Annotated in this window: 23 protein-coding genes; 6 read left to right on the forward strand and 17 right to left on the reverse strand. The window is 64.2% G+C overall.

Features of this window, described 5'->3' with window-relative positions; all coding sequences use genetic code 11:
• Window positions 1–13: 13 nt before the first annotated feature.
• Together IV454_RS26940 and IV454_RS26945 are read right to left on the reverse strand one after the other, a co-directional pair.
• Window positions 14–1,636: a methyl-accepting chemotaxis protein gene (locus IV454_RS26940; protein WP_206088666.1), complete on the reverse strand. Its 1,623-nt coding sequence runs from the start codon at window positions 1,634–1,636 to the stop codon at window positions 14–16.
• A 1-nt stretch (window position 1,637) separates the two neighbouring features.
• Window positions 1,638–2,093, reverse strand: a complete 456-nt coding sequence (locus IV454_RS26945) for a cache domain-containing protein (protein ID WP_370663797.1) — start codon at window positions 2,091–2,093, stop codon at window positions 1,638–1,640.
• 197 nt (window positions 2,094–2,290) lie between these two features.
• Here IV454_RS26945 and IV454_RS26950 point away from each other — a divergent pair, with 197 nt between their 5' ends.
• From IV454_RS26950 to IV454_RS26970, 5 genes are all read left to right on the forward strand, one after another.
• The gene (locus IV454_RS26950; protein WP_206088667.1) at window positions 2,291–2,662 is read left to right on the forward strand and encodes a hypothetical protein; all 372 of its coding nucleotides are present in this window, start codon (window positions 2,291–2,293) and stop codon (window positions 2,660–2,662) included.
• Complete coding sequence (locus IV454_RS26955) at window positions 2,659–3,051, forward strand: cupin domain-containing protein (protein WP_206088668.1); 393 nt, start codon at window positions 2,659–2,661, stop codon at window positions 3,049–3,051. Before IV454_RS26950 ends, IV454_RS26955 begins: the two co-directional genes overlap by 4 nt.
• Window positions 3,052–3,167: 116 nt before the next feature.
• Window positions 3,168–5,180, forward strand: a complete 2,013-nt coding sequence (locus tag IV454_RS26960) for a TonB-dependent receptor plug domain-containing protein (RefSeq protein WP_229521866.1) — start codon at window positions 3,168–3,170, stop codon at window positions 5,178–5,180.
• Window positions 5,170–5,709, forward strand: coding sequence for a YfiR family protein (locus tag IV454_RS26965; RefSeq protein WP_206088669.1), 540 nt, complete (start codon window positions 5,170–5,172; stop codon window positions 5,707–5,709). Before IV454_RS26960 ends, IV454_RS26965 begins: the two co-directional genes overlap by 11 nt.
• Window positions 5,706–7,643, forward strand: coding sequence for a putative bifunctional diguanylate cyclase/phosphodiesterase (locus IV454_RS26970; RefSeq protein ID WP_307730171.1), 1,938 nt, complete (start codon window positions 5,706–5,708; stop codon window positions 7,641–7,643). Before IV454_RS26965 ends, IV454_RS26970 begins: the two co-directional genes overlap by 4 nt.
• On the opposite strand, the gene IV454_RS26975 is transcribed toward IV454_RS26970, so the two are convergent.
• From IV454_RS26975 to IV454_RS27015, 9 genes are all read right to left on the reverse strand, one after another.
• The gene (locus IV454_RS26975) at window positions 7,630–9,291 is read right to left on the reverse strand and encodes a peptide chain release factor 3 (RefSeq protein WP_206092854.1); all 1,662 of its coding nucleotides are present in this window, start codon (window positions 9,289–9,291) and stop codon (window positions 7,630–7,632) included. The two genes, IV454_RS26970 and IV454_RS26975, sit on opposite strands and share 14 nt — an antisense overlap.
• 114 nt (window positions 9,292–9,405) lie before the next feature.
• Window positions 9,406–9,813: a type IV pilin protein gene (locus IV454_RS26980; RefSeq protein ID WP_282961377.1), complete on the reverse strand. Its 408-nt coding sequence runs from the start codon at window positions 9,811–9,813 to the stop codon at window positions 9,406–9,408.
• Window positions 9,810–13,307 (reverse strand): pilus assembly protein, encoded by a 3,498-nt coding sequence (locus IV454_RS26985; RefSeq protein WP_206088670.1) that lies wholly within the window; start codon window positions 13,305–13,307, stop codon window positions 9,810–9,812. The genes IV454_RS26980 and IV454_RS26985 overlap by 4 nt, the downstream gene beginning before the upstream one ends.
• Before the next feature lie 32 nt (window positions 13,308–13,339).
• Window positions 13,340–13,894 carry a pilus assembly PilX family protein gene (locus IV454_RS26990; RefSeq protein ID WP_206088671.1) on the reverse strand — a complete coding sequence of 185 codons (555 nt, stop codon included), beginning with the start codon at window positions 13,892–13,894 and terminating at the stop codon, window positions 13,340–13,342.
• Window positions 13,894–14,712 (reverse strand): PilW family protein, encoded by an 819-nt coding sequence (locus IV454_RS26995; protein ID WP_206092856.1) that lies wholly within the window; start codon window positions 14,710–14,712, stop codon window positions 13,894–13,896. Before IV454_RS26995 ends, IV454_RS26990 begins: the two co-directional genes overlap by 1 nt.
• Window positions 14,709–15,143 (reverse strand): type IV pilus modification protein PilV, encoded by a 435-nt coding sequence (pilV, locus tag IV454_RS27000; protein WP_206088672.1) that lies wholly within the window; start codon window positions 15,141–15,143, stop codon window positions 14,709–14,711. Before pilV ends, IV454_RS26995 begins: the two co-directional genes overlap by 4 nt.
• 15 nt (window positions 15,144–15,158) lie before the next feature.
• A complete protein-coding gene (locus tag IV454_RS27005) occupies window positions 15,159–15,743 on the reverse strand; it encodes a GspH/FimT family pseudopilin (protein ID WP_206092857.1) in 585 nt (194 codons plus the stop codon).
• 150 nt (window positions 15,744–15,893) lie between these two features.
• Window positions 15,894–17,237 carry a sensor histidine kinase gene (locus IV454_RS27010; protein ID WP_206088673.1) on the reverse strand — a complete coding sequence of 448 codons (1,344 nt, stop codon included), beginning with the start codon at window positions 17,235–17,237 and terminating at the stop codon, window positions 15,894–15,896.
• Entirely contained in the window at window positions 17,234–17,899 is a 666-nt protein-coding gene (locus IV454_RS27015; RefSeq protein WP_054262952.1) for a response regulator transcription factor, read from the reverse strand. Before IV454_RS27015 ends, IV454_RS27010 begins: the two co-directional genes overlap by 4 nt.
• Before the next feature lie 321 nt (window positions 17,900–18,220).
• Between IV454_RS27015 and IV454_RS27020 the strand changes: the two genes are divergently transcribed.
• Entirely contained in the window at window positions 18,221–19,030 is an 810-nt protein-coding gene (locus tag IV454_RS27020; protein ID WP_206088674.1) for a Crp/Fnr family transcriptional regulator, read from the forward strand.
• Here IV454_RS27020 and IV454_RS27025 read toward each other — a convergent pair.
• The 6 genes from IV454_RS27025 to pheS all read right to left on the reverse strand — a co-directional run bounded on the left by IV454_RS27025 (window position 19,011) and on the right by pheS (window position 25,835).
• Complete coding sequence (locus tag IV454_RS27025; protein WP_206088675.1) at window positions 19,011–20,462, reverse strand: CHASE3 domain-containing protein; 1,452 nt, start codon at window positions 20,460–20,462, stop codon at window positions 19,011–19,013. The two genes, IV454_RS27020 and IV454_RS27025, sit on opposite strands and share 20 nt — an antisense overlap.
• Before the next feature lie 189 nt (window positions 20,463–20,651).
• Window positions 20,652–21,284 (reverse strand): response regulator transcription factor, encoded by a 633-nt coding sequence (locus tag IV454_RS27030; RefSeq protein ID WP_054262954.1) that lies wholly within the window; start codon window positions 21,282–21,284, stop codon window positions 20,652–20,654.
• A 215-nt stretch (window positions 21,285–21,499) separates the two neighbouring features.
• Window positions 21,500–21,910 (reverse strand): MerR family transcriptional regulator, encoded by a 411-nt coding sequence (locus IV454_RS27035; RefSeq protein WP_206088676.1) that lies wholly within the window; start codon window positions 21,908–21,910, stop codon window positions 21,500–21,502.
• Between the two features lie 9 nt (window positions 21,911–21,919).
• Window positions 21,920–22,267 carry an integration host factor subunit alpha gene (locus tag IV454_RS27040; protein ID WP_054262956.1) on the reverse strand — a complete coding sequence of 116 codons (348 nt, stop codon included), beginning with the start codon at window positions 22,265–22,267 and terminating at the stop codon, window positions 21,920–21,922.
• A 107-nt stretch (window positions 22,268–22,374) separates the two neighbouring features.
• Complete coding sequence (pheT, locus tag IV454_RS27045; protein ID WP_206088677.1) at window positions 22,375–24,801, reverse strand: phenylalanine--tRNA ligase subunit beta; 2,427 nt, start codon at window positions 24,799–24,801, stop codon at window positions 22,375–22,377.
• Between the two features lie 17 nt (window positions 24,802–24,818).
• Entirely contained in the window at window positions 24,819–25,835 is a 1,017-nt protein-coding gene (gene pheS / locus IV454_RS27050) for a phenylalanine--tRNA ligase subunit alpha (RefSeq protein WP_206088678.1), read from the reverse strand.
• Window positions 25,836–25,848: the final 13 nt, after the last annotated feature.

The raw sequence follows: 25,848 nt of genomic DNA on the forward strand, positions 1-25,848 counted from the left end.
GCGCTTGGCCTGATCAGGGCCGCCGCGAGGCCAGCCGCAGATGCGGCGTGGTTTTCTTCGGCGGCCCTGCCGCATCCGGCACGCTGTCGTCGATGCAAAATCCGCTGACCGCTTTCGACAGGGTCAGCGCCTGCCGCTGCAGCCTTTGCGCCGCCGATGCCGCCTCTTCCACCAGCACGGAATTCTGCCGTGTCATCTGGTCCATCCGCACGATCGCGTCGCTCACCGCGCCGATGCCGCCGGCCTGCCCCGCGCTGGCTTGCCCGATCCGGCTGACCATGTCCCCCACCTGCTGCACCGATTGCGCGATGCCCACCATGCGCATGCCCGCTTCCGAGGCGCCCGCGCTGCCGCCGTCGATCTCGGCGAGCGCCTGCGCAATGAGTTCCTTGATCTCGCGCGCGGCGCTGGCCGAGCGCTGCGCCAGTATCCGCACTTCGCCCGCCACCGTGGCAAAGCCGTGGCCCTGCTCGCCGGCCTTGGCCGCTTCGACCGCCGCGTTGAGCGCCAGCGCATTGGTCTGGCAAGCCAGGTTGTCGATCACACCGATAATCTGCGCAACGCGCTGCGAACTGGCGCGCACCGCGGCCATCGTCAGCACCAGCCGGTCGAGCACACCGCCGCCGCACAGCACTTGGGCCGAGGTTTCGTCGGCCAGGCGGTTGGCGCTGGACGCGCTGCCGGCTGCCCTGCCCGCCGTGGCGCCTAGCCCCTCGACCGTGCTGGCGGCGTGTTTGAGCACCTTGGCCTGGGCCGCAGTGCGGCTGGCGATGCCGGCGCTGCCCAAGGCGATGTCGCGCGAGGCGCTGTCGATCGAGCGCGCCGAGGCCAGGATGCTTTTCAAGGTCGCATTCAGGGTGCCGATGCTGGCGTCTAGCGTGCGCGCGGTATCGGCGATTTCATCGCGCCCGTAGCTGCGCTTCCTGACCGTCAGGTTGCCGCTGGCCAGAGCGCCGGCGGTCTCGCTCAGGCCGCGCACTTCGCGCAGCAGCGCGCGCCGCACCAGCATGGTGATGCCGAGCGTAGCGGCCACCGACAGGACCACCAGCAGCGGCATCAGCACCGACAGCGCGGCAAAGTCGGCGGCGGCGCGGGTCGATGCGCGCTCGCTCAGATCCTGCTCGAAGCGCGCCAGTTCCGACAGGCGCTGCGCCACCACGCCGAAGGCTTGTTCGGCCTTGGACATGGCGTTGGCGCTCATCGAATGATCGACCTGGGACAGTTCGATCACGTCGACAATGGCGCGCATGTAGACCCCGTGCGCGGCCGCGGCCTGGGTGACGAAGCGGTGCTCGGGAGCGGCGCGGCCGGTGCGCCCGGCCAGGGCCGCGAACTTGCGCTCGATGGCGGCGTGGCGCTGATAGATGTCCTGCCCGAGCCCCTCGATGCGCGGCGCGGAAAAACTGGCGCTGATCCAGGTCAGCAACTGGTACATGCGGGCATGCGCGTACTGCGCCTCGGCCACCAGCTCATTGGCATCGCGGATGCGGGCGGCACGCTCGCCCACGATGATGTCGACCGCCTGGTTCTGGCGCACCATCGCATACCATGCGCTGCCCGAGGAGAACATCAGCAATAGCAGCACCAGGCCGGGTGCGAGCAACAGCTTGGGACCGATGCGCAGGCGCTCGAGCATGTCAGTGCTTGTAGACGCCGGCTTCCAGGGCCACGTCGCCAATGCGCATGACGTACGTGGTTTTGGCCTCGACCTTGCCGTTGACCGGATTCTTGAACTTGTAGTCGACCCATCCGCGGCCGGGGCCGTTGGCGATCGCGATCATTTCGTGACGGAACAGCTTGCCGTCGGCGTCGGGCACGTCGCGCAAATCCTTGCCGATCAGCGCCGTGGTCGGGTGCGCGACCGTGATGCCGGTGAGGTCGCGCATGGCCACGTACAGGGTGCCGCGGTTGTACTCGGGGTCGCGGGCATTGATCAGCCGGATCATTTCTTCCTTGCCGCGCAGCTTCATGAAGCGCGCGCCCTTCTCCACCAGCGCCACCGCGTCTTTTTCGTCCGGCTCGGCAGCGACGGGCGCGCTCCAGCCGGCGCCGCTCCAGAAACAGGCCAGCAGCACGCCGGCCTTGATGAGTATCTTCACAATGATGTCCTTCAACGTCGGTGAACGCGCATTCTGGCGCCGGGACAGGTATGATTGGCTGCCAGCCGGCGTGCGCAAGATGAGGTGGCGCAATGTTTCCTGAGCGCATAGGTTAATTTACGCGTTCGCGCGGGGCGCCGGTTTGCGCGGGATCAATCGTGCGGACCGCGCCTATCAGTCAAGGAAGAGAGATGAATCGTTCAGTGGTTGCCCTGCTACTGTCGGGCCTGGTGTTTCCGGGCGCCGGACAGTATTACCTGGGCCGGCGCGCGCGCGCCTGCCTGTTTATCGTGCCGACGCTCATTGCGGCAATCTATTTTTTCAAGCAAGTGGTCGACTCCGCCTCGCGCATGGTCGATGAAGTGCTGCGTGGCTCCCTGGGCGCCGACCCGGTGCTGATCGCCGAGCGCCTGCACCAGCAGGGCGAGACGGCCACGCCGCTGATGAATATCGCCGCCGCGGTGATGCTGGCGTGCTGGGTGGCCAGTCTGGTCGACGCCTGGCTGCTGGCGCGCGCGCAGGAACGCGGCGCACTGGCGGGCAAAGAGAAAGGCATGTCATGAACCGGCCTGGCTTGATCGGTGCCGGCTTGCTGGCGCTGGCGCTGGCCGGCTGCGCCACCCCGCAGGCCGGCGCCATCGTGCGCACGCCGGTGCTCAGGGCCGCATCCTCCTTTCCGAATACCGAGGCGGTGGTGATGCGGGTCGAACTGGCCGCCGGCGCGCGCGCCGGGCGCCACAGCCACCCGGGCGACGAAATCGGCTACGTGCTCGAAGGCGAGGGCCAATTGCTGATCGACGGCGCCGCCCCGCGCACGGTGCGCGCCGGGGAAGCCTTCGTGATCCCGGCCGGTACCGTGCACGACGCCCACAACCCGGGCGGCGCCACCATGCGCCTGGTCGGCGTATACATGGTCGAACAGGGCAAGCCGCTGGCCATCCCGGCCAAATAAGGGTCGCCGCGGCGCCGATTGTGGCGCTGGGCCGACACGCGCGGGGGCAGTTCTGTACAAGCAGGCCACAAGCTGCCAAAATGTTGATGTACGTCAATTCTCAAGACGTACCCACTATGATGCCAGCGCCCACCCGTCCGACCCTGCTCCGCCTGCCGCGTCTTGCGCGCGCATGGGCGCTGTCGATGCTGGCCCTCGCCGGCGCGGGCGCGCGCGCCGGCGACACCGACGACCTGACCACCCTGCCCCTTGAACAGCTGATGTCGATGGAGGTCTACAGCGCCTCGAAGTTCATGCAGAAGTCGAGCCGCGCGCCGTCGTCGGTGACCGTGATAACAAGGACCGAGATCCGCCAGTTCGGCTGGCGCACCCTGGCCGACGTGGCGCGCAGCGTGCGCGGCATGGTGGTCAGCTACGACCGCAATTACAGCTATCTGGGGCAGCGCGGCATCCTGCGCCCCGGCGACTTCAATACCCGCTTCCTGCTCCAGGTCGACGGCAACCGCATGAACGACGCCGTGTACGACCAGGCGCCGGTGGGCGCCGAATTCCCGCTCGACCTGGACCTGGTCGAGCGCATCGAGTTCGTGCCCGGTCCCGGTTCATCGATCTACGGCTCGAATGCCTTCATCGGCGTGATCAACGTGATCACCAGGAAGCCCGGCGCCGTGGCCGGCACGCGCGGATCGCTGGAAGTGGGCCAGGACGGCGCGCGCAAGGCCGCGGCCAGCGTCGGCTGGGGCTCGCCCCAGGGCAGCGAGTACCTGATCGCCGCCAGCGCCTGGCGCAGCGATGGGCGCGACTTGTACTTCCCCGAATTCGACACACCAGCCCAGAACCACGGCGTGGCCAGCGGCCTCGATGATGAGCGCGGACAGCGCTTTTTCGCGCGCGCCACCTACGGCGCGGCCAGCCTGAGCCTGATCCACGCGAACCGGGTCAAGGGCATCCCGACCGCCTCCTACGGCCAGAGCTTCAACGATCCGCGCGCGGCCACCACCGACCGCCAGACCTATGTCAACGCGGCCTGGAGCAGCGATGCCGGCGCCGTCGAACAGCTCAAGGCGCGCCTGTTCTGGGGCCAGTACGACTCGTTCGGCGATTACGTGGCGCTTGACGAGGCGCGCACGCTCAGCCACGACGGCAGCAACGCGCGCTGGTGGGGCATCGAGGCGAGCGTGGTGAGCACGCGCCTGGCCGGGCACACCGTGCTGGCCGGGATCGACCTGCAGCGCGACTACCGCCTGCACCAGTACAGCTTCGACGTGGCTCCGTTCTACAGCTACCTGGACGACCGCCACGGCGGGCGGCGCGCCGGCCTGTATCTGCAAGACCAGCTGGCGCTGGGCGAAGCGGTGCTGCTCAACCTGGGCCTGCGCTACGACCGCAACAGCGGCAGCGACGGGGTGTGGAGCCCGCGCGCCGCCCTGATCTGGAATCCGTCCGAGGCAACCACGATCAAGGCGATCTACGGCCGGGCCTTCCGTTCGCCCAACAGCTATGAAAAATTCTATGCCTTCCCCGGCGCGGACGGCCAGACCGGCAACCCGGGCCTGCGAGAGGAACGGGTGCGTTCGACCGAACTGGCGCTGGTGCGGGAGTTCGGCGAGAACGCGCGGGTGAGCGTGTCGGCCTTTCGCACCGCGCTGGCGGACCTGATCGCGCCGGTAGAACAGCGCGAGCCGGCCAGCGTGCGCTTCGAAAATATCGGCCGCCTGGGCGCGCGCGGCGTGGAAATCGAATACGAACGCGCCACCCCGGGCGGCCTGTCGCTGCGCACCAGCTACAGCGCGATCCGGGTCAGCGACGCGCTCGGGCAACCGGTCAACGCGCCGGCGCGCCTGGCCAAGTTCAATGGTTCGGCGCCGCTCGGCGCCGGCGGCTGGCGCGCCGCGCTCGAAGCCCAGTATGTGGGCGCGCGCCATGGCGTCTCGGGCACCGCCGGACCTTATGTGGTGGTCAACGCCAATCTGATGAGCGCGCGCCTGCTGCGCAATCTCGAGCTCTCGCTCGGCGTGACCAATCTGTTCGACCGCGCGTACGCCGATCCGGCCTCCATCGAACACCGCCAGAGCGTGATCGCGCAGGACGGGCGGCGCCTGGTCGCAAGGCTGGCGTATGCGTTCTGAATCCCGCCCTGCGCGCGCGCAGCGCCTTTGCTGGCTGCTGGCTGCCAGCCTGGCGGTGACAGCGGCGGCGCACGCCGATCCGGTGCCGGAAAACGCGATGAAGGCCGCCTTTGTCTTCAATTTCACCGTGTTCGCCGAGTGGCCGGCGGAAGCGCTGGCGGGCGGCGCACCGATCAGCCTGTGCGCCAACGCCGGCGGCGCGCTGTTCGCCTCGCTGAGCAGGCTGCACGACAAGGTCGTCAACGGCCACCGCATCGCGGTGCGCCACGCCGGCGCGCCGCTGCGCACCTGCCATGTGCTGGTGCTCGAACGGATCGACCGCGAACGCTGGCGCGAGCTGCGCCGCGAGCTGGCCGGCACGCCGGTACTGACCGTCTCGGACGACAGGGTGATCGGCCCGGACGGCGCGGTCATCGCCATGGAGGTGATGGATGAGCGCATCGTGTTCGACATCGACATGGCGCCGGCGCGCGCGGCCCGCCTGACCCTCAGTTCCAAGCTGCTGCGCCTGGCCAGGAGCGTGCAGTGAGCGCGCGCCCGGCAGTCATGAGCGCTCCGCGCCTGCTCGGCAAGAAGCTGGCGCTGACCACCATTCTGACAGCCGCCGCCGCGCTGTTCGTGGCCAGCCTGGCGTTGATCGTGTTCCAGTTCCTGTCCATGCGCGGCGTGCTGGCCGACGACTTGCGGGTGCAGGCCCAGATCGTCGGCAACAACAGCAGCGCGGCCCTGCTGTTCAACGATGTCAAGGCCGGCGAGGAAACCCTGGCCGGCCTGGCGGTCTCGCCCAGCGTGGCCAGCGCCAGCATTTTCGACGCCCGCGGCGCGCTGCTGGCGCACTACCAGCGCGGTACCGGCGCCCAGCCCGGCGAACCCGATGCCGCCCTGCTGGCCGCCGGCTACCGCTACGCCATCGACGCGGTGGAAGTGGCGCACGTGGTGCGCGTGAACCAGCAGCGGGTCGGCGTGGTGCTGATCCGCGCCACCCTGGACCAGCTGTTCGCGCGCCTGCTCACCTACGCCGGCCTGACCCTGGCGGTGGCCCTCGCGTCGCTGGCGCTGGCGTATGCGCTGGTGTCGTCGATGCGGCGCGCGGTGCGCCGGGCCGAGGAGCACCTGCACCATCTGGCGCACGTCGATTCGGTCACCGCCCTGCCCAACCGCCACGAATACAACGAGCGCCTGGCGTTCGCGCTGGAACGCGCCGACCGGGCCGAGGGCGAGGTCGGCCTGCTGCTGCTCGACCTGGATAACTTCAAGGTGGTCAACGACACGCTCGGCCACGACAGCGGCGACCTTCTGCTCAAGCTGGTGGCCGCGCGCCTGGTGCAGACCTTGCGTGGGAACGATATCATCTGCCGCATCGGCGGCGACGAATTCGTGATCATCGTCGAGCCGCGCGAGACCGACCCCGGCCAGCCGGAAGAAGTGGCCGAAGTGGCGCGCAAGATCCTCGCCGCCCTGGCCGCGCCTTTCGAGGTGGAAGGACACCAGCTGTACGCGAGCGCCAGTATCGGCGTGGCCGTGTACCCGCGCGATGCGGGCGACGCGCGCACCTTGATGCGCAGCGCCGACACGGCCATGTACCACGCCAAGGCCAGGGGCAAGAACGGCTTCGAAGCGTTCCAGCCGGCCATGGAGCAGCGCGCCCAGAAGCGCCTCAAGCTCGAAGCGAACCTGCGCCGCGCGCTCGACCTGGGCGAGCTGGAACTGCACTACCAGCCGCAGATCGATGTGCGCAGCGGGCGTGTGGTGGGGGTCGAGGCGCTGGCCCGCTGGCACTGCCGCGAACTGGGGCACGTCAGCCCGGCCGAATTCATTCCCGTGGCCGAGGAGTCCGGGATCATCGTGGCGCTCGGCGGCTGGGTGCTGCGCACGGCCTGCCGCCAGGCGGCGGCGTGGCGCGACCAGGGTTTGCTCGACAGCCTGGTGCACGTGGCGGTGAACCTGTCGGCGCGCCAGACCCGCGACGGCGCCCTGATGGACGAGATCCGCGCCATCCTCGACGAAACCGCGCTGCCGGCCAGCCTGCTGGAACTGGAAATCACCGAGGGCGTCCTGATGGAAAACGTGAACGCCAACCTGGACCTGCTGCATGGCTTGCAGGCGGCCGGCATCCATCTGTCGATCGACGATTTCGGCACCGGCTACTCGTCGATGGCGTATCTGAAGCGCTTCCCGATCGACCAGTTGAAAATCGACCGCAGTTTCGTGCACGACGTGCCGGGCGACGGCGAGGCGATCGCCACGGCGATTATCGCGATGGCGCACAGCCTGCAGTTAAGCGTGGTGGCCGAGGGCGTGGAAACCCTGGCGCAGCTCGACTTCCTGCGCCAGGCGGGCTGCGACATCATGCAGGGATATTATTTTGCGCGGCCGATGCCCGCCGCGCAGATCACCGCGCTGCTGCGCGAAAAGCGCAGCAGCTGGGGCGAACGGGCGACAATACCGCTTACGCCAGCTTGACCGCGTGCTCGCGGGTGGCGTGGAAGTTCAGCTTGGGCCAACGCTCTTCGGTCAGGCGCAGGTTGACGTTCGAGGTAGCCAGGTAAGCCATATTGCCGGCCGCATCGTAGGCCACGTTGTGGCCCAGCGCCGACTCGAAATCGGCCAGGATACGCTTGTCGTCGCCGCTGACCCAGCGCGCGCTGCTGATGCTGGTGCCTTCGAACACGGCATCGACCCCGTACTCGTTGAGCAGGCGGCTGGCCACGACCTCGAACTGCAGCACCCCGACCGCGCCCAGTACCAGCTCGCCGCCCTGGACCGGTTTGAAGACCTGCACCGCGCCCTCTTCGCCCAGCTGCTGCAAGCCCTTGTGAAGCTGCTTGATCTTGAGCGGATTGCGGATGCGCACCGAGCGGAAGAAGTCCGGCGCGAAGTACGGGATGCCGGTAAATTGCAGCATCTCGCCTTCCGAGAAGCTGTCGCCGATCTGCATGTTGCCGTGGTTGGGCAGGCCGATGATGTCGCCGGCGTAGGCTTCCTCGACCTGTTCGCGCGAGGACGCCATGAAGGTAACCACCGACGAGACCTTGATCTCGCGTCCCAGGCGCAGGTGCTTGACCTTCATGCCGCGCTCGAAACGCCCCGAGCACACGCGCAGGAAGGCGATGCGGTCGCGGTGGGCCGGGTCCATATTGGCCTGGATCTTGAAGACGAAACCGGAAAACGGCTGCTCGCCTGGCGCCACCACGCGCACGGTGGCGTCGCGCTCGCGCGGGGCCGGCGCCCAGTCGACCAGCGCCGAGAGAATTTCGCGCACGCCGAAGTTGTTGATCGCCGAACCGAAGAACACCGGGGTCTGCACGCCGGCCAGGAACTGTTCCAGGTCGAACGGATGCGAAGCGCCATGCACCAGCTCCACTTCCATCTTGAGCTGCTCGATTTCGAGCGGGAACATGGCGGCCAGCTTGGGATTGTCGATGCCCTTGACGATTTCGAAGGCACCGTCGGCTTTTTCCTCGCCCGCCTTGAACAGCATGATTTCATCGCGCAGCAGGTGGTATACGCCGCGGAAATTCTTGCCCATGCCGATCGGCCAGGTCACCGGGGCGCACTGGATTTTCAGGACCGATTCGAGTTCGTCGAGCAGGTCGAGCGGATCGCGCGTTTCGCGGTCCATCTTGTTCATGAAGGTGACGATCGGGGTGCTGCGCATGCGGCACACGGCCAGCAGCTTGATGGTTTGCGCTTCCACGCCTTTGGCCGCGTCGATCACCATCAGGGCCGAGTCGACGGCGGTGAGTACGCGGTAGGTGTCTTCCGAAAAATCCTGGTGGCCGGGGGTGTCGAGCAGGTTGATGACGTGGTCGCGGTGCTCGAACTGCATCACCGAACTGGCCACGGAAATGCCGCGCTGCTTTTCGATTTCCATCCAGTCGGAGGTGGCGTGGCGGCCGCTCTTGCGGGCCTTGACGGTGCCGGCCATCTGGATCGCGCCCGAAAACAGCAACAGCTTCTCGGTCAGGGTGGTCTTGCCTGCGTCGGGGTGGGAAATGATGCCGAAGGTACGGCGGCGTGCAACTTCGCGGGCGATCGCCGCGGGGGCGGGCGTCGGGCTCGGTGCTACGTTGTCTGAATCGGGAAGGGAAGTATCGGTATCGTTGGCCATATTCTCAGCCATAACATGGCCTCGCACAAAACCCACGATTTTACCGATACTTGCCCTGCTCGTGTGAACTGATTCGGGCGCGGCGGGGAGCCGCGCCCGGGTAGTGCCGCCGGCTTACCAGCAGCCGTTGGCGGCCGGTGTCTGCGCACCGGTATTGGTCAAGGTCAAGACACCGCATTCGTCGCCCGCCTGCGCCGTGGTTGGCGTTGCCGTGAGGGTGAACGAGTCCGCGGCCATCGTTGGCACGATGTTATACCTGACCGCGCCGGCGGCCACGTCCTTGGGCGAGGTGGTCGCCCCTATATCGTCGGTCGGATAGACGTTCTTGGTGGTGTAGTAACGCTCGAACAACTGAGCCTTCTCCAACAACACCCCCTTGGCGACCGAGCGCTGGGACTTCATTACGCTTTTCTGGTAGGCCGGAAGAGCGACCGCCGACAGGATCCCGACAATGACCACGGTGATCATCAATTCGACCAGGGTGAAGCCGCTCGCCGGCTGATTCATCAATGTGCGTTTCATCGTTGCAGCTCCCGCCAGTTAATACGACCCATTTTCGCCGATTCCTTCGGCAACGGAGGAGTAATTGGCGTTGTACAGTCGACAGTGCACTTCGGATCGGTGACGCCGACCGAGCCGCCAGTCTCAATCCCGGTCAGAGGGCCGCCCGATGACGACCAGCTGATCGTGACGGTGGTTTCGATGGTATAACCGCCGCTGGCCAGCGCCGTGTATTTAATGCTCGTCGTCGTGGTGCTGCCATCCGGGTTCAATACCGACACCGGATCCGGATCGTTGGCCGGCTTGGTCGGCAGCGGCGGATCGCCAGCGCCTTGCTGGAACGAGCCTTTCGGATCGAGCGCACCGGCTGCAGCCACACCTTGCTTGGCGGTGGACTTGCTGTTGTCAGGCGGGGCAGCATAGGTCCAACCTGCTTCGTGCATGCACACGGTGGTCGGATGGTGCCAATAAATCAGATACTCGGCAATCAGCTTGCCCTTGAGGCTAGCGTCCGTCAGACGATAGCCCAGGTCCGGACGCCCGGCCACGTTCAGCTGGACGTCGCTCTGCGCGATGGTGTCCTTGACCACCTGGACGGTCAGCGCGCCGTTGCGCCATTCGTTATTCTTCCCGAGGAAAGACTCGCCGGACGAGACGCCTGCGCATTGCGGCCTGATCGGATGCACGCCGTTACGCAAGATGCCATTGTTTGCCCAGTCGCGGATGACGAAGGCGTCAATCGGCATGGACAGCTGCAAATCCTTGATCGCATTCATCTTATAAGCCGGCATCGACGCCACCGTCAAGCCCGCCCCAGTCTGGTAACCCGTCACATTGCCGTTGTAGGTGCCGCCCGCGGCCGAGCCGTCGGCGCCATCGATACTGAACTTAATGGCCGGCGAATTGGCCTGGTTGGCCACCAGTACCTTGAAGCGGGTATTCGGAATGGTATCGATCGTAGTGCTGGTCGTGGTCCACGAGGTCACGACGACACGCTGCTCGTAGCTCCATCTTTTATTTTTATAGACCGAGTTCTGAATCTCCAGCGATGTGCGGGTCGTCTTGAAACTTCTGTTGCTGGTAAACTTGGCCGTGCCATCGGCAAGCACCGTCGTGGTCGCGGTACCGGCCGTGCTGACACCCTCGGTGAAGTTACTGTAGGCAGCTTGCAGGTTCTGGGCGCCGCTGACTGTTTCCCAGGCCCCGGTCGAGACGACCGTGGCAGTCGCCGGACCGGTATTGGTGGCCATAAAATTGGCCAGGTCAGGCGAGTAGCTCGAGGTCGAGGTGGATACGACAGCCGCGAGACGCTGCGCGTCGAGGCTAGGATGCAGCATGTTCAAGCCGAGCACATCGTAGATGTCATCGTATTCATGCACGTGCACATAGTTCATGTCGGCTACCGCGCCGGTGGTCTTCTCGCGTCCGATGGCGTACACGCCATTGATCGTGCTCGGAGGATTGGTGTAGGTGTCCGGCTTGGTGACCCCGCCGCATTTGTCGGCAGCGTAGCAAAAAATATCGGTATCGAAGTGGCCGCCTGCGACGCCGCGCTCGCCGCCCACGGTAGCCGTGCTCACGTCCACCGTGGTCGGCTTCTGTGTACCGTTCTGGTCGAAATTGGCCTGATAGACGTCGAGATCGCCCGCCGTCACGCCGATCAACTGGGAACGCACGCCCCCACCCATGTGGCGCCCCACCGGAGGCACCGAGTCTTTGCCAACCGTGACCATGTCCAGGGGGGTGAACTTCGAATCGCCGTTCAAATCGAAAATGACGTCGCCCGTGCTACCGCCATTGCGCCAGTTCAACTGCATCCACCAGTTTTCGCCAGGAGGTTTGGCCGTGGTATTGACCGTCGGATTGGTGCTGAAGAACTGGAATACCTCGCCCGTGATGAAAATGCCATCGCCGACAACTCTTTCGCCTGGTGGCAAAGCCACCTTCCAGCCGCGGTTCTTGGTCCAGTCCATCGGATTGTTGCTGGCCACGCGCGTACGGATCGCAGTCGCCCCGCTGCCGTACACGACCTCGCTGAGCGTTTGCCCGACCAGGGACCCGGTGTTGCCCGACAGGTCGCGGATGCCATAGGCATAGTGCACGGTGGTGCCGTCGATCGCATCGGCGGGGGTCAACAGGCGGCCAGTCACGAAAGCGACCAGCACGCCCCCGTTCGGGTGGCGCGCCAGGCCTGGGGCCGTGGTAATGGCGTGCGCGGCGGCGCTGTCTTCATTCTTGTGCAACAACTCGGGCACCGCTGAAAGATCGTTCAGATTGAACTTCCACATATTGCCGTTGATGTCGCCGGCATACGCGGTATCCTTCACCCCATCTTCGTCGTTGTCCCACAAGGAAGGCGAGGACAGGCCGTTCGGCTCGGCCACGGAGCCGCCCGTCGTGGTGTACTCCTTGATCAGCTTACCGGTCTGGGCATCGATGACATACAGGGAAGCCACGCCGCTACCCGTGTTATTGGCGCCATTATTGTAGCCATTGCCGATCACCAGGGCATCGTAGAACTCGTCCTTGTCCGTGACCGTGGCAGCCTTCTTTTTCAGCAGCCTGGTCAACACCGGGGCGCCGTAGGTATCGCCGAGATTGGCGAAGCCTGTCGATTTTTCCGTCACTTCCCACATGACTTTCGCGGCGCTGCCGGCTTCGTCGCTGGTGGCGCCATTGGTCACGTCCAGGGCGAAAATGCCTTTGCCGCCACCGCCCAGAGTACCGATCAATATCGTCTTGGCGCCGAACTTGCGCACGTCCAGACGGCCGTCGACATAGTATTGCGGCGAAAAAGACTTGCTTGACAGCGCTGCCAGGCGCGGCATCAGCACGCCGGGAACGTAGGCGAAACGTTCCTTGCCGCTGACCGCATCGATCGCATGCATCATGCCATCGTTGGCGCCCACATACACGGTCTCGTTGCCAGCGCTATCCTTCCAATACACCGGGGTCGAATGGATGATCGTGCCAAGCGGACCGTTGCGTTTGCGGTAGGTCGTGGCCTCGCCGGTATTGTCGCCGCGCAGATAGTTGAGGATGGGCGAGGCCACGCTGCCAGTCATGGCCGCGGTCGCGGGGTCGATTGCCGCGCGTTGGGTGGCAGTCAGGGATGCCCAGGTAAACGGGATGCCGGCGGCCGGCGCGCCACTGTCGCTGATGGTAACGATGTTGCGCCTGGCGGTCTTGGCCTTCTCGGCCGCCACCTGCTCGGCGATCCTGGCAGCCGCGCCGCCATCCGTGCCGCCAGTCCAGGTATCGGTGGTGGCGATGGTGCCGTTGGCGCCGATCACATACGAGTGCAGGTTGCCGGTCAAGCTCGCCGAGTTGTAATCGATGGTAAACATCCTTGCCTTGCCATCGCTGACATTGGTGCTGGAGGCGACCGGTTGTCCGACATAGCCGATCGGCTGCTGTGACGGTACAAACGGCAAGGCAGCCCTGACTGCGATGACAGCCGCCGCGGCGAGGCCGACGAGGCCCGCCCCGGCAGCGATTTTTGTTCTAAGTTGCATGAGAATTCTCCCGCAGAGTGATGGTGGCAGTACTAGTCGCAAATATTGGAATACGGATGGAAACGGACGGTGGTCTGCAAAAAGGCGGTAGCGCCGCCGTTACCCTGACCGTGGGCGGTGATGCGCGCAAGGCCGTCCTGGCACCCCACGGCACTGCTCACCCGGGTCGGCGCGGTAATGATTTCGATGACATAGCGCGGCTGGGTGGCCAGGTCGGGAATGGTGAGCGCAGGCAGGGAAAACCCCAGTGTCAGCTTCTCATCCTTCCAGTCGATATTGGCCCAGCTCGCCGCAGCAGTCGGCTTGAGGCAAAGCCCCTTGGCGCAGGTCGGCGTGAACGCGGAAGCATCGTAGGGATCGAAGGGCGCTTTGGTGAACCACACGCTTTCGGCGTCGCGCAAGACCGCTTCGGCCGCTTCCCGCGCCATCTGCTGGTCGCGCGCATTGCGGGCCATGCGTTCTTCGAGGCTGCCGCTACGCACCAGGGCCAGGACGAACATGGTCAACACCAGCAAGAACACCAGTCCGGTGACCAGCACGGCGCCCGATTGCGTGGCCCGTGGACGAAATAAAGTAGCTTGAGACATTAAGACCTCGCCCGATTGCGAACGTTGAAGGTGGAAGTGACGACCCGACGCAGGTGGCCGTCCGTGGTGACGACGTCGGCGTCATTGAACTTGACCGTTTGCGAACCGACGGTAACGCCGTTCGAGGGGCCGCGCAACAGCAGGCTGACCCGCACGACGGATACCTTCGGGAACTGATCCGACGTCGGCGAGGCAACGTAGCTGGTGACCTCTTCCTTGCCATCCCCGATCCCGTAAGTGATTTTCATCCGCTCGACATTGTCGGCCACCACCACACCAGGTCCGGCAGGGGTAGCGGAGGCATCGGCGTAACACTTCAGTTGGCCTTTGACCACCTTGAATTGATACATGACCAGATTAGTATTGATCTGCGGACCGGCCTTGGCCGGATTGACCGCATTGTTCGACACAATCTCGGTGCCTTCGCAATTGCGCTCCTTGCCGAGCAAGCGATTCGGAATCGCCGGCGAGGGGGTCGCATCGACCACCCAGCTCGGGTCGTGCCGCAGGATCAGGATATCCGAGTCGCCATCGGCCATTCCACCGATGGAATCGTCGGCAGCCGGCATATCCACGTTGAGCCGGTAGCCGGCTTGGCGCAGGGCGGTGCCGATGACATCAAACGCATTGCGCGTACTTTCCTGAAGCCGCACGACATCGGTCTGGGCGGTGTTCATCTGCTTCGAGCCGACGAACATATAGCCCACCCCGCCCAGCAGGACCAGGCCGACGGTCATGGCCACCAGCACCTCGACCAGGCCGATACCCTGTTGCCTGCCTGGCGCCAGCGCGCGCGATGTTGTTGGACGAATTGTCATAAGCGGGTCTCCTGAACGAATTGCTGGTTTGCCTGGCCGAGAGCGACACCCTTGGCGCGCGCATCGTCCCACTGGATGGTCACCACGACATTGCCGGCGGTAGTAAAGGCAATGCTGCCCTTGCCATCCTTGAGCGTCTCGGCCAGCGCGGTGCGCCAGGCAAACACGTCGCCCTCGGCGACCGAAGTCCCCTTGTCCGGCTTGTCGGCAAAATTGACGACGTATTTCGTGGTCGCCTGCGCCACGGCGCGGTTGGCGCGCATGCGGTCGACGATGTCGTTGGCAAGGATGGTGGCCTGTCCGCGCGCATAGGCGCTGTGGTTGGTTTTTAAGTTGGTCATGATGAGCCCGGCAATGCCGAGCAAGCCGACACTGATCACGATCATGGTGATCAAGACTTCAAGCATCGAAAAACCTTGTTGACGTCGCATTTCTTGTTCTCCTCGTTAAGCTGTGCAGCTGGGGGCGATGCCGATGATCTCCGCCCCGACCCAGCCGGTGCCGGCGGTCAGCGCGATTTTCCGGCGCGTGGTCTTCGCATCCTTGCCGCAGAGATAAAAAGCGCCGACGTGGGCCAGGGTGCCATCGAACCTGCTCTGGCCATTGCTGGCATACGACACATAATCTTGAACATTTCCCGTTGACAACAATTGTCCACGTCCGGAAAACGCCGATTGCGCCCTGAGCACGGTTTCACCCGCGTCGACCACGCCGGTTTTACCTGGCAAGGGCGTGTCGTCGACAAACACGATCCAGCCGCCGCGCCAGTCGCCCGTGCCGTCGATGCTGCAGCTGGTGCCCGTGCTGCTGCGGCACATGGTCACGCGGGTATTGCGCTTGACCGCTTCCGAGCGGGTATAGTTGAGCGTGTCGAGCAGCACGTCGGCCTGGGTCGACACCGCCGCGTCCTCGACAAACTGGGTCATCATGGGCATGCCGATGGCGCTGGCCACGCCAATGATCGTGAGCGAGACGAGCAGCTCGGTCAGTGTAAAACCGCGCGCCCTGCAGGGTTTCGCAGATAACATCATCCTGAACCTTTGAAGTATGAATCGGGACGGAATGTCCCTGTTGTTTCCAATTATAAACAGCGAACCTTGCATTACACTGAGGAAAGGCTGACAGAATCCTGACAAGGGCAAGTAAACCCTTGTCGGCGAGACAAAAAACCATGGCCGCGCTCAGGCGGCGGGGAAGCGCACCGAGAATTGCACGCCGGCGCCGCCGGGGCCGTTGGCGATCTCGACCGTGGCACCGTGGGCCTGGGCGATATCGCGCACGATCGCCAGCCCCAGGCCGCTGCCGGGAATCTTGTCGTCGAGCCGCACGAAGCGCTGGAATACCGCAGCGCGCTGATGGGGCGGGATGCCGGGGCCGGAATCTTCCACCACCAGCACGCCCTGGCGGCCATCGGGGTAACAGCGCACCGTGACGGTGCCCGCATCCGGGGTGTAGCGCACGGCATTGTCGATCAGGTTATCGATCAGGTCGCGCAGCAGGAAGCTGTCGCCGCTGACCCGGGTCGGCCGCAGCTCGAAACCGATGTCGATACGCTTCTTGCCCGCTTCGTCGACGAAATACTGGATCACCTGCTCGATGAGCACGGCCAGGTCGAGCCGTTCGAGCCGGGTTTTCTCGAAGCGGGCCGGCTCGGCGCGCGCCAGGGCCAGCAGCTGGTTGGTCTGGCGGATCATGCGCTCGTTCGAGAGCAGCATCAGGCGCACCGAATGGACGGTGTCGGGATCGGCCTTGTGGCGCGCGCCCAGCCATTCGAGTTGCAGCTTGAGCCCGGCCAGAGGGGTGCGCAGCTGATGCGCGACATCGGCCAAAAAGTCGTGCTGGGCGCGCGCGCCGCTTTGCACCTTGTCGAGCAGCTCGTTGAAGGCATTGACCACGGGACTGAGCTCGTCGGGAATGGCGGCGCCATCGATGGCCGCCAGTTCGTTCGCTTCGCGCGCCAGCAGGTTGGCGCGCATGCGCGCCAGCGGTTGCAAGCCATTGGTCACCGAAAACCAGATCAGCCCGACCAGGGCCAGGGTAAACAAGGATTCGACCAGCATCAGCGCGCGCACCGTGGCAGCGCGGATCTGCTTGCGCTTGCGCAAGGTCTTGGCCACGCCGATGTGGATGCGTTCGCCGCCGGCGATCACCATGCGGCTGCTGACCCGCACCGGTTCGCCGCGGATGATGTCGTCGTAAGCCTGGGCGCTGGGCGCCGCCAGCGCCGGAAAATCGCTGTCGCCGGCCAGCGCCTGGTTGCCGCCGCCGCGCACGATGAAATACAGGACATCGGCATCGTCGGCGCGCAGCACCTGCTCGGCCTGGCGCGGCAGGTCGATCTCGGCCCGGCCATTGCCCGGACGCAGGCGCGCCGCCAGCGCACCGGCGGCGTCGGCCAGGCTCTGGTCGAACGCCAGCTGGGCCGGAATCCAGGCCAGCATGTAGGTGAGCGCGGCGCCCGCCACATTGATCAGCAGGATCGGCACGATCAGCCATTTCAGCAGGCGCAGCCGGATGCTGATCATGGATGCTGTTCGAGCATGTAGCCGAAGCCGCGGATGGTGCGGATGCTGATGCCGGCGTCGGCGATCTTCAGGCGCAGGCGCGAAATATAGACTTCGACCGCGTTCAGGGTCAGGTCCTCGCCCCACGGCAGGATGGCGTCGATGATCTGCTGCTTGGACACCACGCGCGCGCCGTGCTGCAGCAGGTATTCGAGCACGGCCCACTCGCGCACCGACAGGTCGATCACCCTCTCGTCGATGCGGGCGCGCTTGGTGTAGGTGTCCAGGGTCAGGCGCCCCAGGGACAGGCTGACCGGCTTGGGGGTATTGCGCCTGGCCAGGGCCTTGATGCGCGCCACCAGTTCCGGTGTGGCGAAGGGCTTGACCAGGTAATCGTCGGCGCCCAGTTCCAGGCCGCGCACCCGGTCTTCGATGGCGTCGCGGGCGGTCAGCAGCAGCACCGGCACATTGCTGCCGCGCGCGCGCAGGCGCCGCACCACCTCGAAGCCATCGATGCCGGGCAGGCCGATGTCGAGCACCACCACCGCCACCTCGGCGCGCTGCAGCACCTGGTCGGCCTGGGTGCCGCTGCCGACCACGTCGACCACCATGCCATGGCCCTGCAGCAGGCGGGTCAGGCCATCGGCCAGCACGGCATCGTCTTCGACCAGTAATACGTGCATGCCCGTGGCTTTCAGTAAGTTGTGATATTCATATTATGGGGCATGGCAGGCGCAAATCCCAAGCCTTGCTGCGGGCCAAAATGCGACGTTTATGCATGTTCCGTGCGCCCACCCACCTTAAAATGTGAGCAAAAAGACCATTTTTAACGATTTCCCCCAGTAGGACTGGGCCCACAAGGATTTATGCATTGAACCTACATAGGGGCGACTGCCAGTCTTATGTTCGCCAACAGACGGAAGCTTTACTGTTCGTACATCGCGATTCGCTGCAAGTCCAGGCGAAGCGCCCTTGAAGATCGTCTCAGATAGTGAGGAATAAAAATGAACAACACTCAACTTGGTGGTCACGCCCACGATGCAGCGCCAGTCGGCCAGATTCCCGCCAACGCGCCAGCGTTAAAAGTTGCGTCCCGCCCCGTTGTCAGCTTTAGCGGTACCCAGCAGAACGAATTGCTGGCCGCCCTTCCCCGTCACGATCTCGAGACCCTGTTCGACCACCTGGAACTCGTGGCCCTGCCTTTTGGCAAAGAACTGTTTGAATACGGCAGCAAGCTTGAAAACGTGTACTTTCCCACGACGGCCATCGTTTCCCTGCTGTACGTGATGGAAGACGGCGCCACCACCGAGATCGCCGTGGTCGGGCATGAAGGCGTGGTCGGCATGTCGCTGTTCATGGGTGAGCGCGCCATGTGCAGCGCCGTGGTCCAGAGCGCGGGTTACGGCTACCGCCTCAAGACCCAGTATCTGCGCGACGCCTTCAACCAGGGCGGCGCCCTGCCCCAGCTGCTGATGCGCTACACCAATGCGCTGTTCGCCCAGATGGCCCAGAACGCGGTCGGCGGGCGTCACAGCTCGATCGAACAAAAGCTGTGCCGCTGGCTGCTCGACCGCCTCGACCGCTCCGCATCGAACGAACTGAAAGTGACCCAGGAACTCATTTCCATCATGCTCGGCGTGCGCCGCGAAAGCATCACGGCCGCCGCCGGCAAGCTGCAGGATGATGGTTTGATTCAATACCGCCGCGGCAACATCACGGTGATCGACCGCCAGGGCCTGGAAGAGTATGCCGGCGAATGCTATAAGGTCGCCAAGACCGAATACGATCGCCTGCTCATGGATGTAGCCCGCTGAACGGCAGCGGCGCCGGGTCTTCCGGCGCTGGGTCGCCGCTGTCGCCGCTGTCGGCGGCGCGCGACAAGGGAATGAACGCTTCCACGCAGGTTCCCACGTTATTGACTCCCCGCTTCACCCGCAAGGTCCCCCCCAGCAGCAAGGCGCGCTCGCGCATGCCCAGCAGACCATGCGACTTGGGCTTGGCCACGGCATCGCTCCCGATGCCCACGCCGTCATCGCTCACTTCCAGGGACAAGCCACCCGCTTCGCGTCCCAGGTGCACGATCACATGGCGCGCCCGCGCATACTTGGCGATGTTATTGAGCGACTCTTGCACGATGCGGAACATGGCGATCGCATGCATGGAGCCAGCGACATCGACGTCGCCATCGATCAGCGCTTCGCAATCGAGCCCCGTGACCCGGCCGAACTGCTCGCAATAACTGTGCACGGCGGCGGACAAGCCCAGGTGGTCGAGCAGGCTGGGGCGCAGGTCTTCGACGATGCGGCGCTTCAATTCCACCGTCTCGACCAGGGTCGCGCGCGCGCGGTCGAGCATCAGGGCCAGTTCGGGCCGGGTGGCGCGCACCTTGTCGGCCACGGCATTCATATCGATATTGATCGAGGTCAGATTGGCCCCCAGTTCATCATGCAGTTCGCGCGCCAGGCGCGCCTTTTCTTCCTCGCTCACCTTGATCAGGTGGCGCGAGAGCACCGACAGCTGTTCGGTGCGCAGCACCACCATCGATTCGAGGTTGTCGTTGGCGTTTTCCAGGGCGCGCTGGGTGCCGGCCCGGGCAAAGTAGCTGCGCCGGATCAGGCGGTAGAACAGGGCCAGCACCAGGATCGCCATGGCGTTGATGCTGATCCCCAAGAACACCGCATGCTGGTATTCGCGGTAAAAGGTGGCACTGCGCGCGGCCAGCAATTCATTCTGTTCCTGCACCAGGATCACCACCTGCAGGCGGATTTCATCCATCTCGGCCTTGCTGTCGGAGGTTCCGGCAATCTTGAGGATGTCGGCCAGCCCGCCCTGGCGATACACGTCGAGCACCTGGTTCATGGTGTCGAGCCGGCGGTAGACCAGGGTGTGCAGCTGGGCCAGGTTGCGGCGCTGGGAGGGACTGTCGGCCAGCAGGCGGTCGAGTTCGCTGAACTGGGCATCGATCTCGGACGAGGCGGTGCGCAGCGGCCCCAGATAGACTTCGGAACCGGACAGGAAATAGCCGCGCAAGCTGCTTTCGGCATCCATGATCAGCACGTTCACATACTGGACCTTGTCGATCACCTTGGCGGTCTGGCCCTGGATCTCGTTGGCGCCCTTGAGGGAACCGAGATTGAGGAACAGGCTGACGCCATTGATGATGAGAATCAGCACGCACGTCAGGCACACCACCGTCTTATAGACCGGCAACCCGGTCGCGACGGGTGGTTCGGTGGAAAAATACATCCTGGAAATCCTTTTGCGCACTGCAGAGCCGGCCAGGGGGCAATTATAGTCCGCTAACTGCCGGGGCGCAGCCGAGCTGGACCGTAAGGGGTAGTGACGGGCAAGTGCGCGCACCTTGTGCGGCAGGGATGGCGGCGGTCGGGCGGGACCGCGCGCGACAGGCGGCGCCGGGGCGGGCCCGGCGGCGGATCAGTCGAGCAGGTTGTTTTTCATGGCGTAATAGGTCAGGTCGCTATTCGACTGCAAGCCCATTTTTTCCATGATGCGCGTGCGGTAGGTCGACACCGTCTTGATGCTGAGCGACAGGGCAACCCCGATGTCGGACACGGTCGCGCCCTTGGCCAGGCGCAGGAAGACCTGGAACTCGCGGTCCGACAGTTCGGTGTGCAGCGCCGTGTTGGGGTCGCGGTCGAAGCTCTGGGCCAGCAGTTCGCCGACGGTCGAGCTGACATAGCGGCGGCCCTGGAACACGGTACGCACCGCCGTCTTGAGCTCGTCGGCCTCGCACTCCTTGTTCAGGTAGCCATTGGCACCCATCTTGAACAAGTTCAGCGCATATTGCTGGGCCGGATAGCCGGACAGGATCAGTACCGGCAGGTTCGGCTGCCCCTGGCGGATGGTGCGCAGGATGTCGATGCCGCTCTGGTCCGGCATGGCGATATCGAGCAGCAGCACGTCGCAAATTTCGCGGCGCGCGATATCCAGCGCTTCGCGCCCGGTTGCCCCTTCGGCCACGACATCGAAGTCGGGCGACGAAGAAAAGATCTGTTTAAAACCTGCACGTACTATCTGGTGATCGTCACATATGGCAACGCGTATCATTGTCTTCCCTTAAATTATCCTTGCATAGGAAAGAGCCGAGGCAAACCACGCGCCCGGCACTGCGCATGCGTTAGTATTCTAGCACTCTGGCTGTTCAGTACAAACACGTATGACGGGCCGCGACGGGACGCCCGAACGGGACGCCCACACGGACCTTCAAAAACGGCAAAGGGGCACGAGGCCCCTGCGATGCGCGACGGGACCGGCACGCCGCTCTAGCCCGGACCTTTGAGCAGGGCGAGAATGGCGACCAGTTCGCTGCGGATCGCGGCCCGGTCAAGCTCGGGCGGCGCCGCCACGGCGTCAGCCGCGCCGGCATCGTCGAGCGGTGGCGCGAGCAGCTCGCCGAAGCGGCCATCGAGTTTATTGCGCGCACCACTGATCGTAAAGCCTTGTTCGTACAACAGTTCCCGGATACGACGGATCAGCAACACCTCATGGTGCTGGTAATAGCGGCGGTTTCCTCGTCGTTTGACCGGTTTAAGCTGGGTAAATTCCTGCTCCCAGTAGCGAAGTACGTGCGGTTTGACGCCGCACAACTCGCTCACCTCGCCAATCGTGAAATAGCGCTTGGCCGGGATAGCCGGCAGCACGATCAACTCAGCCTTGCTCGCACGATCGTTCATCGGTTCACTCTAGGCGGCGCGCGCCATCGGGCTGGTTTCTTCGACCATGCCCTTGAGCTTCTGGCTGGCGTGGAAGGTCACGACGCGGCGCGCCGTGATCGGGATTTCTTCGCCGGTCTTGGGATTGCGCCCGGGCCGCTGCGGCTTGTCGCGCAGCTGGAAGTTGCCGAAGCCCGACAACTTCACCGCTTCGCCGCGTTCGAGCGCATTCCTGATCTCGTCGAAGAAGGTCTCGACCATGTCCTTGGCTTCGCGCTTGTTCAGGCCGACCTGCTCGAACAGCAGTTCGGCCAGCTCGGCCTTGGTCAGGGTCGGCAGATTCTTCTCCGCGTCCTGGCGAACCCTGGCGACCTGCATCGCACGGTGCAGGTCGGCTGCCAGCGCCGACTGGAGTACGGCGGAATCAACGTCGTTGTTATTAATTTTACAGCCCTGCCTCGTATCGTTACTGCTCGTGGGATCGGTTATGAACGCAGCTTCGCGTCATGTTTCTGCTGGGCCGAGGCAGCCAGCGCCTTCATGACGCCTTCGACCACGTCGTCCTGCAGGGTGGTTTGAGTATCTTGCAAGCCAAAGCGGAAAGCAAGGCTTTTTTCGTCGGCCTCGATCCCTTTTCCGCGATATTCATCAAACAAAACAATGGCTTGCACAATCTTTCCTGCTGGATTTACCTGCAGTTCCGCGGCAAAAGCATCGAGCAAGTCTTGCGCCGCGACCGTGTTTTTGACGACGAAGGCCAGGTCGCGCGTGGCGCCAGGGAATTTCGAGATCTCTTCATAGTTTGGCACGGATCGTTGCTGTAACGCAATGGCATCCACCTCGAACAAGACCGGCGCCTGCGGCAGATCGTATTTCTGCAGCCAGCGCGGATGCAGTTCGCCGATGAAACCGATTTCCTTGCCATCGAGCTCGATGAGCGCCGAGCGTCCCGGATGCAGGGCCGGATGGGCCGTCTTCACGAAACGCAGGGTGCGCGGCGCGAACAGGGCTTCCACATCGGCCTTGACGTCGAAATAGTCGACTGGCGCCGACTTGAGCGACCATTGTTCGTCCAGCGCCGGGCCGTAGGCGATGGCGGCCACGCGCTTGGGCTGGTCGAAACCGGCCACCGCCAGCGGGCCATCAAGCGCCTGGGCATTGCGGCGGAAAATTGCGCCGACCTCGAACACGCGCACCCTGCCCGCCTTGCGGTTCAGGTTATAGCGCACATTCGCGACCAGCGAACCGATCAAGGAGGAACGCATCACGTTCATCTGGCTGGCGATCGGATTGACCAGCTTGATCTGGTCGCGATTGTCGGCAAAGTCGGTTTCCCATGCGGAATCGACGAAACTCATGTTCACCACTTCCTGGTAGCCGAGGTCGGCCAGCTGGTGGCGCACGGCGAACAGCGAACGGGTGTTTTCCGGGGCGATGATCATCTGGCTGGCGGCCACCGGCGGCAAGGCCGGGATGTTCTCGAAGCCGTACACGCGCGCCACTTCCTCGATCAGGTCTTCCTCGATTTCGATGTCGAAACGGTAGGTCGGCGCGGTCACGGAAAACAGGCCGGGCTCCTGCGTGAACGGCAGGCCCAGGCGCGTGAAGATGTCGGCCACCATGGTATCGGTGATCGGCACGCCGATGACTTTTTGCGCGCGCGCGGTGCGCAGGGTGACCGCTTTCGGCAGCGGCACGTTGACGATCTGGTCGTCGATCGGGCTCACCACGGTGTCCTGGGTGCCGCAGATTTCAACGATCAGCGCGGTGATGCGCTCGATGTGCTCGACGGTCGTGGCGAAATCGACGCCGCGCTCGAAGCGGTGCGCCGCATCGGTCGAAAAATTGAACCGGCGCGCGCGGCCCTGGATGGCGTTCGGCCACCAGAACGCCGCTTCCAGATAGATATTGGTGGTGTCGAGCGAGACCGACGTAGCGTCACCGCCCATGATACCGGCCAGGGATTCGAGTTCCTTGTCGTCGGCAATCACGCCAACCCAGTCGTCGACTTCCACGGTATTGCCGTTCAAGAGTTTCAGGGACTCGCCCTTTTTTCCCCAGCGCACATCCAGCGCGCCATGGATCTTGTCCATGTCGAACACGTGCGAGGGACGGCCCAGTTCCAGCATGACGTAGTTGGAAATATCGATCAGCGCCGACAGCGGACGCTGGCCGCTGCGCTCGAGGCGCTGGCGGATCCAGTCCGGGGTCGCCGCCTTGGCGTTCAGGCCGCGGATGACCCTGCCCGAAAAGCGGCCGCACAGGTCGGGCGCGCTGATCTTCACGGGCAAGATTTCGCTGCCGTTGACCGGCACCGAACGGGTCTGCGGCAAGGTCAATGGCGTGCCGGTCAGGGCCGACACTTCACGCGCCACACCCAGCACCGACAGGCAGTCCGCCTTGTTCGGGGTGAGCTTGATGGTGAATTTCAGGTCGTTCAGGGCGAGGTAGTCGCGGATATTCTGGCCGACCGGCGCATCTTCCGGCAGCTCCATCAAGCCGCTCGTTTCCTCGGACAATTTCAATTCCTTGGCCGAGCACATCATGCCCTGCGATTCCACGCCGCGCAGCTCGCCGACCTTGATCACGAAGGCCTTGCCGTCCGCGCCGGGCGGCAGGATCGCGCCGGCCATGGCGCAGATCGCCTTCATGCCAGCGCGCACATTGGGCGCGCCGCACACGATGTTGAGCAAGGTGCCGGTGCCGACGTTGACCTTGCACACGTTCAGGCGATCCGCGTTCGGATGCTTGGCCACTTCCAGCACTTCGGCCACGACCACGTTCGAGAATGGGGGCGCGACCGCTTCGACTTCTTCCACTTCCAGGCCGGACATGGTCAGCAGGTGAGCCAGTTCATCCGAAGTCATCTTCGGATCGACCATGGTACGGAGCCAATTTTCGGAAAATTGCATAATCAGTGAACCTTGAATTAGTTAAATTGCTTCAGGAAGCGCAGGTCGCCTTCATAGAACAGGCGCAGGTCGTTGATCCCGTAACGCAGCATCGTCAGGCGCTCCAGGCCGGAGCCGAACGCGAAGCCGATGAACTTTTCCGGATCGAGCCCGAAGTTGCGCACCACCGCCGGGTGCACCTGGCCGGCGCCCGACACTTCCAGCCAGCGCCCCTTGAGCGGGCCGCTGCCAAACGCGATGTCGATCTCGGCCGACGGTTCGGTAAACGGGAAGTAGGATGGGCGGAAGCGCACCTGCAAGTCGTCGGTTTCAAAAAAGGCCTTGACGAAGTTCAGGTACACGCCCTTCAGGTCGGCAAACGAAATGTCTTCGGCGATCCACAGGCCTTCGACCTGGTGGAACATCGGCGAGTGGGTGGCATCGCTATCGACCCGGTAGGTGCGGCCGGGCGCGATCACCTTGATCGGCGGCGTGTGGGTGCGCGCGTAGCGTACCTGCATCGGGCTGGTGTGGGTGCGCAGCAGCAGCGGTTTGCCGGTACTGTCATTGCCTTCGATGTAGAAGGTATCCTGCATCGAACGGGCCGGGTGGTTTTCCGGGCTGTTGAGCGCCGTGAAATTGGTCCAGTCAGTCTCGATTTCGGGGCCGTCGGCCACATCGAAACCGATCGAGCGGAAGATTTCCTCGACCCGCTCCCAAGTGCGCATCACCGGGTGGATGCCCCCGCCCGAGCGGCCGCGCCCCGGCAAGGTGATGTCGATCGCTTCGGCGTTCAGGCGCTCTTCGAGCTGGGCATTGGCCAGCGCATCGCGCCGTGCGGTCAGGGCGTTTTCGATCTGGACCTTGGCGGCGTTGATCAGCGCGCCCTGGGCCTTTTTCTGTTCCGGGTCGAGCTTGCCCAGGCCCTTCATTTGCTCGGTAATCTGGCCAGTCTTGCCAAGGTACTTGGCTTTGGCGTTTTCCAGTGCGGCAGCATCTTCGGCGGCGATAAAGTCAGCCTGTGCCGAGACGACGAGTTCTTCCAGGGAGTTCATGCGATGTTTTTTC

The organism is Massilia antarctica, from assembly GCF_015689335.1.
Taxonomy (GTDB): Bacteria; Pseudomonadota; Gammaproteobacteria; order Burkholderiales; family Burkholderiaceae_D; genus Telluria_A; species Telluria_A antarctica.

Bases quoted from the DNA above. Each gene is read 5' to 3' on its own strand.
- IV454_RS26940 (WP_206088666.1), bottom strand. From the start codon at position 1,636: ATGCTCGAGCGCCTGCGCATCGGTCCCAAGCTGTTGCTCGCACCCGGC.
- IV454_RS26950 (WP_206088667.1), top strand. From the start codon at position 2,291: ATGAATCGTTCAGTGGTTGCCCTGCTACTGTCGGGCCTGGTGTTTCCG.
- IV454_RS26955 (WP_206088668.1), top strand. From the start codon at position 2,659: ATGAACCGGCCTGGCTTGATCGGTGCCGGCTTGCTGGCGCTGGCGCTG.
- IV454_RS26960 (WP_229521866.1), top strand. From the start codon at position 3,168: ATGATGCCAGCGCCCACCCGTCCGACCCTGCTCCGCCTGCCGCGTCTT.
- IV454_RS26965 (WP_206088669.1), top strand. From the start codon at position 5,170: ATGCGTTCTGAATCCCGCCCTGCGCGCGCGCAGCGCCTTTGCTGGCTG.
- IV454_RS26975 (WP_206092854.1), bottom strand. From the start codon at position 9,291: ATGGCCAACGATACCGATACTTCCCTTCCCGATTCAGACAACGTAGCA.
- IV454_RS26980 (WP_282961377.1), bottom strand. From the start codon at position 9,813: ATGAAACGCACATTGATGAATCAGCCGGCGAGCGGCTTCACCCTGGTC.
- IV454_RS26985 (WP_206088670.1), bottom strand. From the start codon at position 13,307: ATGCAACTTAGAACAAAAATCGCTGCCGGGGCGGGCCTCGTCGGCCTC.
- IV454_RS26990 (WP_206088671.1), bottom strand. From the start codon at position 13,894: ATGTCTCAAGCTACTTTATTTCGTCCACGGGCCACGCAATCGGGCGCC.
- IV454_RS26995 (WP_206092856.1), bottom strand. From the start codon at position 14,712: ATGACAATTCGTCCAACAACATCGCGCGCGCTGGCGCCAGGCAGGCAA.
- pilV (WP_206088672.1), bottom strand. From the start codon at position 15,143: ATGCGACGTCAACAAGGTTTTTCGATGCTTGAAGTCTTGATCACCATG.
- IV454_RS27005 (WP_206092857.1), bottom strand. From the start codon at position 15,743: ATGATGTTATCTGCGAAACCCTGCAGGGCGCGCGGTTTTACACTGACC.
- IV454_RS27010 (WP_206088673.1), bottom strand. From the start codon at position 17,237: ATGATCAGCATCCGGCTGCGCCTGCTGAAATGGCTGATCGTGCCGATC.
- IV454_RS27015 (WP_054262952.1), bottom strand. From the start codon at position 17,899: ATGCACGTATTACTGGTCGAAGACGATGCCGTGCTGGCCGATGGCCTG.
- IV454_RS27020 (WP_206088674.1), top strand. From the start codon at position 18,221: ATGAACAACACTCAACTTGGTGGTCACGCCCACGATGCAGCGCCAGTC.
- IV454_RS27025 (WP_206088675.1), bottom strand. From the start codon at position 20,462: ATGTATTTTTCCACCGAACCACCCGTCGCGACCGGGTTGCCGGTCTAT.
- IV454_RS27030 (WP_054262954.1), bottom strand. From the start codon at position 21,284: ATGATACGCGTTGCCATATGTGACGATCACCAGATAGTACGTGCAGGT.
- IV454_RS27035 (WP_206088676.1), bottom strand. From the start codon at position 21,910: ATGAACGATCGTGCGAGCAAGGCTGAGTTGATCGTGCTGCCGGCTATC.
- IV454_RS27040 (WP_054262956.1), bottom strand. From the start codon at position 22,267: ATGCAGGTCGCCAGGGTTCGCCAGGACGCGGAGAAGAATCTGCCGACC.
- pheT (WP_206088677.1), bottom strand. From the start codon at position 24,801: ATGCAATTTTCCGAAAATTGGCTCCGTACCATGGTCGATCCGAAGATG.
- pheS (WP_206088678.1), bottom strand. From the start codon at position 25,835: ATGAACTCCCTGGAAGAACTCGTCGTCTCGGCACAGGCTGACTTTATC.